At 67.6% G+C, this 12,763-nt stretch carries 10 protein-coding genes and 2 pseudogenes; 7 read left to right on the top strand and 5 right to left on the bottom strand.

What is annotated here, in order from left to right; genetic code table 11:
* Window positions 1–3: 3 nt before the first annotated feature.
* Window positions 4–645, bottom strand: coding sequence for a response regulator (locus DSD19_RS02860; RefSeq protein WP_165828025.1), 642 nt, complete (start codon window positions 643–645; stop codon window positions 4–6).
* A gap of 363 nt (window positions 646–1,008) precedes the next feature.
* Entirely contained in the window at window positions 1,009–3,216 is a 2,208-nt protein-coding gene (gene katG, locus DSD19_RS02855; RefSeq protein WP_113668469.1) for a catalase/peroxidase HPI, read from the bottom strand.
* 283 nt (window positions 3,217–3,499) lie between these two features.
* Between katG and DSD19_RS02850 the strand changes: the two genes are divergently transcribed.
* Complete coding sequence (locus DSD19_RS02850; protein WP_075785191.1) at window positions 3,500–4,195, top strand: M48 family metalloprotease; 696 nt, start codon at window positions 3,500–3,502, stop codon at window positions 4,193–4,195.
* 85 nt (window positions 4,196–4,280) lie between these two features.
* Window positions 4,281–5,024, top strand: coding sequence for a LuxR family transcriptional regulator (locus DSD19_RS02845; protein WP_075785190.1), 744 nt, complete (start codon window positions 4,281–4,283; stop codon window positions 5,022–5,024).
* Between the two features lie 298 nt (window positions 5,025–5,322).
* On the opposite strand, the gene DSD19_RS02840 is transcribed toward DSD19_RS02845, so the two are convergent.
* Together DSD19_RS02840 and DSD19_RS02835 are read right to left on the bottom strand one after the other, a co-directional pair.
* Window positions 5,323–5,862 carry an RSP_2648 family PIN domain-containing protein gene (locus tag DSD19_RS02840; protein ID WP_113668468.1) on the bottom strand — a complete coding sequence of 180 codons (540 nt, stop codon included), beginning with the start codon at window positions 5,860–5,862 and terminating at the stop codon, window positions 5,323–5,325.
* Entirely contained in the window at window positions 5,859–7,079 is a 1,221-nt protein-coding gene (locus DSD19_RS02835) for an RSP_2647 family RNA methyltransferase (protein ID WP_075785188.1), read from the bottom strand. The genes DSD19_RS02840 and DSD19_RS02835 overlap by 4 nt, the downstream gene beginning before the upstream one ends.
* A gap of 120 nt (window positions 7,080–7,199) precedes the next feature.
* Here DSD19_RS02835 and edd point away from each other — a divergent pair, with 120 nt between their 5' ends.
* Both edd and eda read left to right on the top strand, forming a co-directional pair.
* Window positions 7,200–9,005: a phosphogluconate dehydratase gene (gene edd / locus DSD19_RS02830; RefSeq protein ID WP_113668467.1), complete on the top strand. Its 1,806-nt coding sequence runs from the start codon at window positions 7,200–7,202 to the stop codon at window positions 9,003–9,005.
* 63 nt (window positions 9,006–9,068) lie between these two features.
* The gene (gene eda / locus DSD19_RS02825; RefSeq protein ID WP_113668466.1) at window positions 9,069–9,710 is read left to right on the top strand and encodes a bifunctional 4-hydroxy-2-oxoglutarate aldolase/2-dehydro-3-deoxy-phosphogluconate aldolase; all 642 of its coding nucleotides are present in this window, start codon (window positions 9,069–9,071) and stop codon (window positions 9,708–9,710) included.
* 23 nt (window positions 9,711–9,733) lie between these two features.
* On the opposite strand, the gene ade is transcribed toward eda, so the two are convergent.
* Complete coding sequence (gene ade, locus DSD19_RS02820) at window positions 9,734–11,431, bottom strand: adenine deaminase (RefSeq protein WP_113668465.1); 1,698 nt, start codon at window positions 11,429–11,431, stop codon at window positions 9,734–9,736.
* A gap of 265 nt (window positions 11,432–11,696) precedes the next feature.
* On the opposite strand from ade, the pseudogene DSD19_RS21595 reads away from it, so the two are divergent.
* The 3 genes and pseudogenes from DSD19_RS21595 to DSD19_RS02810 all read left to right on the top strand — a co-directional run.
* Window positions 11,697–11,933, top strand: a pseudogene (locus DSD19_RS21595) (transposase); the annotation flags it as partial.
* A gap of 84 nt (window positions 11,934–12,017) precedes the next feature.
* Window positions 12,018–12,296 carry a transposase gene (locus DSD19_RS21590; RefSeq protein WP_143540510.1) on the top strand — a complete coding sequence of 93 codons (279 nt, stop codon included), beginning with the start codon at window positions 12,018–12,020 and terminating at the stop codon, window positions 12,294–12,296.
* A gap of 296 nt (window positions 12,297–12,592) precedes the next feature.
* Window positions 12,593–12,694 (top strand): annotated as a pseudogene (locus tag DSD19_RS02810) (IS5/IS1182 family transposase); the annotation flags it as partial.
* Window positions 12,695–12,763: the final 69 nt, after the last annotated feature.

The raw sequence follows: 12,763 nt of genomic DNA, 5'->3' as shown, positions 1-12,763 counted from the left end.
CCCCTATCTCAACAGTCGTTCCGTCTTCGGTTGCGCCTCGAGTGCGAGAATGGTTTTCATGTTCTCCAGGTATTCGAACAGCTCGAGGCAGGCCCGCTCGGCCTCGGCGGCCTCCTTGCGGATCTCGGAATGGCCCTCGACAGACTGGGTCACCACACGGATCTTGCGCAGCATGCCCGACAGCATGCCACGAATATCGGCCGCGCAGACGGCCGAAAACCGTTCGAGCATCTGTTCCACCTCGGCCCGCGCTTCGCGTTCGTGAAGGATCGCGGCCCGGTAGATCTCGCGCTCGATCGCAGCGGTCACCGCGCGGCGGATCATCGAGATGGTCAGTTCGTCCTTGACCAGATAGTCCGAACACCCCGAGCGCATCGCCTCGGCGACCGTGGCGGGGTCGTCGGAACTGGTGATCATGATGGCGATGGCCTTGGGCTGATCGGGATGGGCCTTGAGCAGTTCGAGCGCGTCAAGCCCGGTTTCCATCTTCAGATCGTAGTCGAGAAAGACCATGTCATAAGAGGTCTCGTCCAGTGCGGCGCGGAAATCGTGGATGCTTGCCGCTTCGCGCACCCGGAACTTGAGCCCGGCGCGCAGGCACAGTTTCTTCAGGCGCAGCCGGTCGATCTCGTTATCGTCGAGCATGAGCACGACAAAGCTCCGCTCGGCAGGACGACGAGGCACAGGTAGACTGTCCGTTGGCATATTCGTCATGTCAGGAAACCTTGATCACGAGCCAGGAAACAGGCGATCTGTCAGAGATCGGCATCCTTGGCGGAACACTACCCGCATGATTTGCGCCGCGGGTTAACGTTACGTAAAATCGCGGTCCATTTCACCAGAAAACCGCAATGGATCAACTGAATTCGCTGCAAAAGACCGAAATTGGCCTCACCCGTTTCACATACTTGAAAGGGTTGAGGAAAAGGGCCGGAAGGCGGCGACACCGCTCTCCGGCCCCAGGGGGGCGGACCCGGCCGGACCCGCCGGCCAGCCCCGTGCGTCCGCTCAGGCCAGATCGAACCGGTCGGCGTTCATCACCTTCGCCCAGGCCGCTGCGAAGGCCTCGGCAAAGGCCGGACCGGCCTCATCCTGGGCATAGACCTCGGCCAGCGCCCGCAGCTGCGAGTTCGACCCGAAGACCAGATCGACCCGGGTCCCGGTCCATTTCACCGCGCCGGTCGCGCGGTCGCGGCCCTCGAACAGGGTCTCGTCGGCATCGGTCGGCACCCAGACCGTACCCATATCCAGAAGGTTGACGAAAAAGTCGGTCGTCAACTGCCCGGGGCGGTCGGTAAAGACGCCATGCGCGCTTTGCCCGGCATTGGCGCCCAGCATCCGGAGCCCGCCGACCAGAACCGTCATCTCGGGCGCGCTGAGGGTCAGGAGTTGCGCCCGGTCGACCAGCATCTCCTCGGCGGTGACGCTATAGGCGCCCTTCTGGTAGTTGCGGAACCCGTCGGCGACCGGCTCCATCACCTCGAAGGACTCGGCATCGGTCTGCTCGGCCGTGGCATCGGTGCGGCCGGGCGCGAAGGGCACCTCGACCGCATGGCCCGCATCGGCAGCGGCCTTTTCCACCGCGGCCGATCCACCCAGCACGATCAGATCGGCCAGCGAGACCCGCTTGCCCCCCGCGGCACGGGCGTCGAAGCCCGCCTTGATGCCCTCGAGCGCCTCCAGAACCCGGGCCAGTTGCGCGGGCTCGTTCACCTCCCAGTCCTTCTGCGGCGCAAGGCGAATGCGCGCGCCATTGGCCCCGCCGCGCTTGTCGGACCCGCGGAAGGTCGAGGCCGAAGCCCAGGCGGTCGAGACCAGTTCGGCCACCGACAGGCCCGAACCAAGGATCTCGGCCTTCAGCGCAGCGATGTCGTCCGCATCGATCAGCGGATGATCGACCGGCGGCACCGGATCCTGCCAGATCAGGTCCTCGGACGGCACCTCGGCACCGAGATAGCGCGATTTCGGCCCCATGTCGCGATGGGTCAGCTTGAACCAGGCCCGCGCAAAGGCATCGGCGAACTCCTCGGGGTTCTCGTGGAAATGCCGCGAGATGGGTTCGTAGATCGGGTCCATCCGCATCGCCATGTCGGCGGTGGTCATGATGATCTTGCGATTGCGCTCGCCGGTTTCCGGATCGGGCGCGTGATCCTCGGGCTTCAGGTCCTTCGGCGTCCACTGCCAGGCCCCGGCGGGGCTTTTCGTCAGCTCCCAGTCATAGCCGAAGAGCACGTCGAAATAGCCCATGTCCCAGGTCGTGGGATTGGGCGTCCAGGCGCCCTCGATGCCGCTGGTGATGGCATCGGCGCCCTTGCCGCTGCCATGCCGGCTGAGCCAGCCCAGCCCCATCGCCTGCAGCGGCGCGGCCTCGGGTTCGGCGTCCAGCAGGGCAGCATCGCCCGCCCCGTGGCATTTGCCGAAGGTGTGCCCGCCCGCGGTCAGCGCGACGGTCTCGTAATCGTTCATCGCCATCCGCGCGAAGGTCTCGCGAATGTCGCGGCCGGAGGCGACCGGGTCGGGGTTGCCATCGGGGCCTTCCGGGTTGACGTAAATCAGCCCCATCTGCACCGCCGCCAGCGGATTTTCCAGATCGCGGTCGCCCGAATAGCGGCTGTCCGGCTTGTCGCTGGTGGCCAGCCATTCGCGTTCCGACCCCCAGTAGATGTCTTCCTCGGGCTCATAGACATCCTCGCGCCCGCCGGCGTAGCCGAAAGTCTTCAGTCCCATCGATTCCAGCGCGACATTGCCCGCGAGGATCATCAGGTCGGCCCAGGAAATGGCGTTGCCGTATTTCTTCTTGATCGGCCAGAGAAGCCGCCGGGCCTTGTCGAGGTTGACGTTGTCGGGCCAGCTGTTCAGCGGCGCGAAACGCTGGGTCCCGGTGCCACCGCCACCGCGGCCATCCGCGGTGCGATAGGTGCCGGCGCTGTGCCAGGCCATGCGGATGAACAACCCGCCGTAATGGCCGTAATCGGCGGGCCACCAGTCCTGGCTGTCGGTCATCAGCGCATGCAGGTCGGCCTTGACCGCCTTGAGGTCGAGCGTCCCGAAGGCTGCCGCATAGGAAAAGCCGGGGCGCATCGGGTTTCCGGCGGTCGGGTTCTGATGCAGGATTCTCAGGTTCAGCTGGTTCGGCCACCAGTCGCGGTTCGACTGGCCGCCGAAGGTGGTGTGCAGCACGGGGCATTTGCCCGCCGGCGTGTCGTTTCCGTCCATCTCTTCCTCCGGGTCGCTGGTTCGAGGGTCAAATCTGAAAACGGAGGAGCCAGAAACGGACCGCGTGCACCCGAAACGACCGGCTTGCCCGGCCGCGGCACCCGCGGATCTGGTCCGCGTCCTCCCTGCGGGTCTTCTACCAGAGCCGGTCGATAGATGGAATTTGGCATTAATGATATTAACGATAGGATCGCGTTATCAGACTGGCAGTGCGCCCCCCGATCCGGGCCCCGACCGGTGCGACGCGATTGTTTCGGCGGCGCGACGTCCCATATTTCGGGGGATGCTGAAACTGACCCCGATCCTTCTGGCGGTGCTTTACGCGCTTGCGATGTACCGGTTCTCGGCCTGGCGCACGGGGCGCGAGCTTGACGCGCGTTCCTCGGAACTGGCCGATCCCGCATTGAAAGCGCTGACCGACCGGATGGCCCGGGCGCTCGACCTGCCGCGAATCCGCGTCGACATCTACGAGATCGCGCCGGTCAACGGGCTGGCAGCGCCCGACGGGCGGATCTTCATCACCCGCGGGTTTCACGACCGCTACCGCGCGGGCGAGGTGACCGCCGAGGAACTGGCCAGCGTGATCGCCCACGAACTGGGTCATGTGGCGCTTGGACACGGCCGCCGCCGGATGATCGACTTTTCCGGCCAGAACGCCATGCGGACGGCGCTGGCGATGGTTCTGGGCCGGGTCCTGCCCGGCATCGGCGTCTATCTGGCCAATGCTCTGGCCTCGCTCCTGGCTGCACGGCTCAGCCGTCAGGACGAATACGAGGCCGATGCCTATGCCGCGGCACTCTTGACCAAGGCCGGTATCGGGACCGGACCGCAAAAGACCCTGTTCGAAAAGCTCGACCGCATCACCCAAAGCCGGGGCGGCGCCATGCCTGCCTGGCTGATGAGCCACCCGCGCACAGCCGACCGCATCGCAGCAATCGAGGCGATGGAGACCCGCTGGACCCCGGCGACGACGACCTAGCGTCGGATATCGAAAGATGTATCCTTAATGAACTTTTCACTCCGGCCCTGTTAGGTCCGAGTCCTGTTGCCCAGAGTTGCCCGTCATGAGTGTGGAACCCCAAGGCCTCGACTTTGCCGGAACGCTGCGCGCGCAACGCTCGTTCGACGCGGCCTGGCTGGTTTTCAACGATCACCTGCGCGCGCATGGCGTGTCGCATGCCCTCTATGCGCAGCTGCCGTCCGTTCGGGTGCGGTCTATCTCGCGCGAGATGATCTATCACGCGACCTATCCCGAAGGCTTCACCCGGCGCTATGCCTCGGAAGGGATGATCGATCACGATCCGCGCGCGCATTACTGCGAGTCCGACGCCGAGGCCCCGCTTTACTGGAACCGGCCCGGCGACACCCTTGCCGCCGATCCCGAGGCACGCGATGTGCTGGGCCTGTGCGAGGATTTCGGCCTGGCCTTCGGGATGACCCTTCCGCTCAAGGGCCGGTCTCGGCTGAACCGAAGCGGTATGGGGTTGGCCTTCGACGCGCGCACCTTGGCCCAGGCCGAAGAGATCCTTGCCGCCAGCGAGGGCGCGATCCTCAGCGCGGCCGCCCTCTTCCATGCCCTGGCGCAGACGCCTGACATTGCCGCCGACATGATCCGGCTGTCTCTGCGCGAACGGGAATGCCTGCTCTGGTCCGCGGCCGGGCTCCGCAACAAGGAAATCGCGTTCCGGCTGTCGATCGCCGAAAAGACCGTGGAACATCACATGGCCTCGGCGATGACCAAGCTGCATGCGGTCAACCGGACCCATGCCGTGGCCCGCGCCCTGATCCTCGGCCTGATCGCGCCCTGACCCGCCGCGACCTCACATGCATGAGGGAAAATCCCCAATTCCCGCAGGGCCCGTCAAAGGCATATTTGGACCACCCTTTTTCAGGGGGGCGGTGGATCGGTCAGATCGGATCCGGTGGGGGCCGTGGTCCTGACGGGTCTGGCCCTGATGCCAGATCGATGCAGGATCGCGTCCGAGACCGGCACCGCAGGAGAGAGCGATCTCTCTTCATTTTCGTGGCCCCTGGCCACATTCGCGGGAGGCGACGGAGAGTGGCCGTGGCTTCCCGCTTTTCCCTCGTCGCAAGCCGCGCGTCGGATCAGCCCAACGCCTTGCCCAGCCGGGGCAGCCGTGCCCGCTTGAGCAGCGCGCGCAGGGCCAGCGGCTCGCCCGCCATCCGTTCGGCGGCGGCATGAACCTCGGCCACCGCCCGTTCGACCGGCCCGGGATCGGCCAGCCACAGATCCATCAGGAGCCCGTCCGGCGCGGCACGGACAAGCCCCTCGGCCGCCAGCAGATGGCCGGGAAAGTCACGTGCGTTGAAGGTCAGGATCGCATCGGCCCCGCCCGCCACGGCGGCCGCCAACACATGCACGTCGTCGGGATCGGGCAGCCAGAGCCGCGCCTCAAGCCCCGCCTTCGGCGCCACCTCGGCCCCCGGCCAAGCCCCCCGCAAAAGGGCGATCTCGGCCCGGGCCTGCGCCTCGCCGGTCGGTCCGATCTTGCACGCGGCCCGCGCCCATTCCTCGAGGATGCGGGCCGACCAGAGCGGGATGAACAGCCCCGTCCCCGCCACCTTCAGCAGGATTTCGCGCAGCACGGTCGGGTAAAGGACACAGGTGTCCAGCAGGACCTTCATTCGGTCAGGCGGAAGGCCAGCGCCTTCAGATAGCCCGACTCGGCCAGATGCGGCAGCACCGGATGATCCGGCCCGGCAAAGCCGGTGTAAAGGATCTGCCCGCGCCGCCCGGCCTTGCCGATGCCGCGCGCGCTGGCGGCCCGGAATTTCGCCAGATCGGCGGCATGCGAACAGGAACACAGGACCAGATACCCGCCCGGCGCCACCAGCGCCGCCGCCAGCCGCGCCACCCGCTCATAGGCCCGAAGCCCGGCATCGAGCGCCGATTTCGACGGCGCGAAGGCAGGCGGGTCGCAGACCACCAGTTCGAATTGCGCGCCCTCGGCGCCCAGCGCCGCCAGCGTGTCGAAGGCATCGCCCTTCCGTGTCGCGAACCGCCCGGCCAGCCCCGAAGCCTCTGCCCCGGCCTCGGCCAGCGCCAGCGCGGGCTCGGACCCGTCGACCGCCAGCGCGCTTTCGGCACCTGCCGCCAGCGCCGCAAGGGCAAAGCCCCCCACATGCGAAAAGACGTCCAGCACCCTGCCGCCCTTCGCCAGCCCCGCCGCGAAGGCATGGTTCGGGCGCTGGTCGTAGAACAGCCCCGTCTTCTGCCCGCCGGTCAGATCGGCCATGTAGGTCGCACCGTTCATCGGAACCGGCACCGGTCCCTCCAGGGCGCCCCGCAAGACCAGCGTCTCTTCGGGCAGGCCCTCCAGCCCCCGCACCCGGCCCGAGCCGTTCTTGACCACGGTCTCGACGCCCTTGACCTCGACCAGCGCAGCCACCAGCGCGTCGAGCCGATACTCGGCCCAGGCGGCATTGGGCTGCACCACCGCGGCGCTGCCGAAACGGTCGATGACCACCCCGGGCAGACCGTCGGCCTCGGCATGGACCAGCCGGTAGAAGGGCGCGTCGTAAAGCCTGTCACGCAGCGCCAGCGCCGACCCGATCCGGGCCGCGAACCATGCCTGATCCACCACCGCCTCGGGGTCGCGGTCGATCACCCGCGCCACGATCCGCGACAGCGGATTGACCGCCGCCAGCCCCAGCGGCCGCCGCTCGGCATCTTCCAGGACCGCCAGCGTTCCGGGCGCCAGCGCCTTGGTGCGCCGGTCCATGACCAGCTCGTCGGAATAGACCCAGGGAAAGCCGTGGCGGATAGCGCGCGCCTCGGCCTTGGGCATCAGCCGGATCGTGGGATAGTCGGTGCTCGGTTCGGTGCTCGGTTCGGTGCTCATGGGCCTCTCCTACGGCCAGACGATGGCGGCGGGAAGGGGAATCGCGCGGCCCGCCCGCCCTTTCCCCGTTAGCGCTAACGTTCTATATGCCGCCTTATCCACCCGCGAGAGGAGACCGCCATGCCGCTTCACCCCGTGCTCGAAGAGGTCACCCGGGCCATCGTCCGCCGCTCGGCCGACAGCCGCGCCGCCTATCTCGACCGGATCGCCCGCGCGGCCGATCAGGGCCCCGCCCGCGCCCATCTGACCTGCGGCAACCGGGCCCATGCCTATGCCGCCTCGGGCGCGGCCAAGGACCTCCTCGCCGAAGGCCGCGCCCCCAATCTCGGGATCGTCACCGCCTATAACGACATGCTTTCGGCGCATCAGCCCTTCGAGCGGTTCCCCGCCCTGATCCGCGACGCCGCGCGCGCAGCAGGCGCCACCGCCCAGGTCGCGGGCGGCGTGCCCGCCATGTGCGACGGCGTCACCCAGGGCCAGACCGGGATGGAGCTGTCGCTGTTCTCGCGCGACGTGATCGCGCTCTCGGCAGGCGTCGCGCTCAGCCATAACTGCTTCGATGCGGCGGTCTTCATGGGCGTCTGCGACAAGATCGTGCCTGGCCTCGTGATCGCCGCGGCAAGCTTCGGCCATATCCCGGCGGTGTTCCTGCCCGCGGGACCGATGACAAGCGGCCTCCCCAACGACGAGAAATCGAAGGTCCGCCAGAAATACGCCACCGGAGAGATCGGCCGCGACGAGCTGATGCAGGCCGAGATGGCCAGCTATCACGGCCCGGGCACCTGCACTTTCTACGGCACCGCCAATTCCAACCAGATGCTGATGGAGCTGATGGGCTTGCACCTCCCGGGTGCCAGCTTCGTCACCCCCAACACGGATCTGCGCGATGCGCTGACCGTCGCGGGCGCGCAAAGGTCGATCGAGATCACCGCCCAGGGCAACCGGTACACCCCCGCGGGCCGGGTTCTGGACGAACGCGCCTTCGCCAATGGCATCGTCGGGCTGATGGCGACGGGCGGGTCCACGAACCTCGTGCTGCACCTGCCCGCCATGGCCCGCGCGGCGGGCATCCTGCTCGATATCGAGGATTTCGCGCGGCTCTCCGAGGTCACGCCCCTGATGGCCCGGGTCTATCCGAACGGGCTGGCCGACGTGAACCACTTCCACGCGGCGGGCGGGCTTGGCTACATGATCGGCGAGCTGCTCGCGGCGGGCCTCCTGCATCCCGACACCCTGACCGTCGCGGGCGAGGGTCTCGCGCGCTACACACAGGAACCGAAACTCGTCGACGGCACCCTCATATGGACCGACGGCGCCGGCGAAAGCCTCAACGACAAGATCCTGCGCCCCACCGCCGATCCGTTCCAGGCGACGGGCGGCCTGCGCGCCCTGACCGGCAATCTGGGGCGCGGCATCATCAAGGTCTCGGCCGTCGCACCCGAACGCCACATGATCGAGGCGCCCGCGCGCATCTTTCACGACCAGGAAGAGGTCAAGGCGGCGTTCAAGCGGGGCGAGTTCACCTCCGACACCATCGTCGTCGTCCGCTTCCAGGGTCCGCGCGCCAACGGCATGCCGGAGCTGCACGCCCTGACCCCCACGCTGTCGGTCCTGCAAGACCGGGGCCTGAAGGTCGCCCTCGTCACCGACGGGCGGATGTCGGGCGCCTCGGGCAAGGTCCCGGCCGCGATCCATGTCACCCCCGAAGCGGTCGATGGCGGCCCGCTCGCGCGTCTCCGGGACGGCGACCTGATCCGGCTCGACGCGCCCGCCGGCCGGCTCGACGTGCTGACCGAAGGCGCGCTCGACCGCCCGCCCGTCACCCCCGATCTCTCGGCCAATGAGACCGGACTGGGGCGCGAGCTCTTCGCCGCCTTCCGAGCGCATGCGAAATCCGCGACCGAGGGCGCGGGGATCGTTGTCTAGCCGCTTCTTCTTGGCCTAAATACCCACCGAAACGTCAGACGACCGCGCGAAAGGACCGCCAGAATGACCCCCCATGCCGCCAGCGAGATCACCGAGGCGCTCTGCCGCAAGGCTCCCGTCATCCCGGTGCTGGTGATCGAGGACGCGGCCCTTGCCCGTCCTCTGGCCGAGGCGCTGGTCGCGGGCGGCCTGCCGGTGCTCGAGGTCACGTTGCGCACCCCGGCCGCGCTCGACGCGATCCGCGAGATGGCGGGCGTCGAGGGCGGCGTGGTCGGCGCAGGTACGCTGCTGACCCCGGCGGATGTCGAGGCCGCCACGGCCGCGGGCGCCCGGTTCGGGGTCTCGCCGGGGTCGACGCCCGCGCTTCTCGATGCCGCGCGGGCGGGCGACCTGCCGCTTTTGCCGGGTGCCGCGACCGCCTCCGAAGCGATGGCGCTTCTGGAAAAGGGCTACAGCGTCCAGAAGTTCTTCCCGGCCGAAACCGCGGGCGGCGCGGCGGCCCTGAAAGCGCTGGCAAGCCCGCTGCCGCAGATCCGGTTCTGTCCGACGGGCGGGGTCAGCCTAGCCAATGCCGCCAGCTATCTGGGCCTGCCGAACGTGCTGTGCGTCGGCGGCTCCTGGGTCGCGCCAAAGGAGAAGGTCGCGGCAGGCGACTGGGACGCCATCGTGGCGCTGGCCCGCGAGGCCGCCGCCCTGCCGCGCTGAACGCAAGGCCCGCCGAGGCGCCCCTAGCCGATGATCTCGAAGGCCTCGACATCGACGAGGCCGCGATCGGTGATCTTCAGCGCCGGGATCACCGGCAGCGCGATGAAGGCCAGCTGCAGGAAAGGCTCGTCCAGCACCACGCCAAGGCTCTTCGCCGCCGCGCGCAGCGCCTTCAGCCGCGCCTCGACCGTCTCGAAGGGCTCAAGGCTCATCAGCCCCGCGACCGGCAGCGCCAGTTCGGCCCGCACCCGCCCGCCCTCGGCCACGACAAACCCGCCCTCGATCTCGGAAAGCCGGGTCGCGGCCAGCGCCATGTCGGCCTCGGACACGCCCACCGCGACGATGTTGTGGTGATCGTGACAGACGGTCGAGGCAATCGCCCCCCGCTGCAAACCAAAACCGCGCACGAAGCCGACCGCAATATTGCCGTTCTTGCCGTGCCGCTCGACCACCGCGACCTTGGCCAGATCGCGCCTCGGGTCGGCGCGCTTTTCACCGCCCTCCGGTGGCACCGCCTCGATCAGATGCTCGGTCAGGATCTTGCCCGGCAGGATGCCGATGACATGGGTCTCGGCCGCGTTCGAGGTGGCACGGAAACTGGCAGCCGTCACCTTCGGCGCCCTGACCGAGCCGCGCCCGACCGGCGCCACATCCTCGCGCGCGGCGAAAGCCCCGGCCGAAGCCAGCCGCCCGCCCGCCAGAACCAGCCGCGCCCGGCACGCCGCAAGATCCTCGAGCGCCACGATATCGGCCCGCTTGCCCGGCGCGATCTGGCCGCGATCCTTCAGACCGAACGCCTCGGCCGCCGACAGAGACGCCGCCCGATAGGCCGCAAGCACCGGCGTGCCCTGCCCGATCATCCAGCGGATCATGTGATCGAGATGGCCCTGCTCGGCGATATCCAGAGGGTTCCGGTCGTCGGTGCACAGGCACATATAGGGCGAGGTCCGTTCGCTCAGCAGCGGCGACAGCGCCACCATGTCCTTCGAGACCGACCCTTCGCGGATCAGCACCCGCATCCCCTTCTGCAGCTTCTCGCGCGCCTCGGCGGCGCTCGTCGCCTCATGCTCGGTGCGGATGCCCGCCGCGATATAGGCGTTCAGGTCCCTGCCCGACAAAAGCGGCGCATGGCCGTCGATATGGCCGCCGCGAAACGCCTCGAGCTTGGCCAGAACGCCCGGGTCCTGCATCAGAACGCCCGGATAGTTCATCATCTCGGCCAGCCCGATGACCTTTGGGTGATCCTTCAGTGCGACCAGCGCCTCGGCCTCGATCCGCGCGCCCGCCGTTTCCATCCCGGTCGAGGGCACGCAAGAGGACAGGTTCACCCGGATGTCCATCACCGTGCGCGTCGCGGCCCGAAGGAAATAGTCGATGCCCTCGATCCCGATCACATTGGCGATCTCATGCGGGTCGCAGATTGCCGTGGTCACGCCGCGCGGGCAGACGCAGCGGTCGAATTCCAGCGGCGTCACCAGCGAGCTTTCGATATGCAGATGGGTGTCGATGAACCCCGGCACCAGCGTCAGCCCGGAAACGTCGAGGACTTCGCGCCCTTCATAGGCACTGCCGATGCCGACGATCGTTTCGCCGCAGATCGCGACATCGCCCGGCACCATCTCGCCGGTCACCAGATCGAGCACCTGCCCGCCTCTCAGCACCAGATCGGCCGGCACCAGCCCGCGGCCCTGGGCAATCAGATCGGAAAGCGGCTGGACCATCGGCGACTCCTTGGCGAGGGACTGCCGGCAGGGTCGCAAGGCCGGGTGACACAATCAAGACGCGAAAGAACCGGCCCGCCGCACGGCACCTCAGAAAGGCTGCGGTCGCGAGCGCTCGCGGCTCCGGTCGGCCCGGCGCGGGGTCACGGCCTCTATCCGGCCGCGCGGGTTCCGGTCCGGCGCGGCGGCTGCCAACGCGCGAGAAGGCCGTTGACCCCTTTCGAGGTCCCGACCCGGATCGCGCCCGACAACACCGCCGACAGGAACGCTGGTCGATGCGACGATCATCGATGCGCCGTCGTCCACAAAGAACAAGGCGGGCGCCCGCGACCCGGAGATGTCGTCCACGAAGACGGGCAACACCTGGTCTTTCGGGATGAAGGCGCATGTCGGCGTCGATGCGCAGAGTGGCACGGTCCACAGCCTCGAGACCTCGACCGCCAAGGTGCATGACAGTCGGATCCGGGACAAGGTGCTGCATGGCGAGGAAAGCTCGGTCTGAGCCGACAAGGGCTATGTCAGCGCCGAGCGGAAGGCCGCGTTCGTCGCCGTCGGCGGCGCCTGGGGTGTCATGCGCAAGGCGCCCATGGGCGGCAAGCTTCACCCCGAGGACGAGAAGATCAACCGGATCATCGCCATGGTGCGGGCCCGCGTCGGCCACCCGTTCCGGGTCCTCAAGCGGCAGTTCGGCGACGTGAAGACCCGCGATCGGGGACTGGCCAAAAACCGCGCTCAGCTCTTCACGCTGTTCGCGCCTGGCAACCTGCTCCTGGTCCGACGGAGGCGGAGGGCGTGGGGACGAGTCCGTCCGAATTCTGCAAAACCGCCAACACGGCGGGCCAAGACATCGCGAAAGGGTCCGTGAAAGACCCGAGCCAAGGTCCCCGCAGCGATCAGGCCGCCATCTCGGCGCAGCCGAACCCGAAGATCAGACGCTCCCTTTGTCCAATCCTCGCAGCTTTGTTTATCATGATTCCAGATCTTTCAGAATGTCCAATTACCAAGGGAGGCAGCCTCATGCCTCTATTCGCCAAAGCAACTTGTTAACTGATTCCAGCAATATTTTGGTTTTAAACGACTTTTCTTCCAGAGTCAGGACCCATGAATCTGCTTGAGGCTGTCCCGGCTGCATGATTCAAGCTCCCAAACACGAGGGGCATGATGAGCGGGCATTTCTGGCTGACCGACGAACAGATGGATCGACTGCAGCCGTTCTTTCCGAAGTCCCGGGGCAAGCCTCGCGTCGATGACAGGCGGGTGCTGCCCGACGAACTTGCCGCCCGCTGCGCCGCGCTTGAACGCCAGGACGGGCAATAGGGCGCCTGGTCGATC

Source organism: Rhodovulum sp. BSW8 (assembly GCF_003314725.1).
GTDB classification, from domain to species: domain Bacteria; phylum Pseudomonadota; class Alphaproteobacteria; order Rhodobacterales; family Rhodobacteraceae; genus Rhodovulum; species Rhodovulum visakhapatnamense.
Note: the sequence above shows the minus strand (reverse complement) of the source record. Positions and strands in the feature narration are given on the sequence as shown.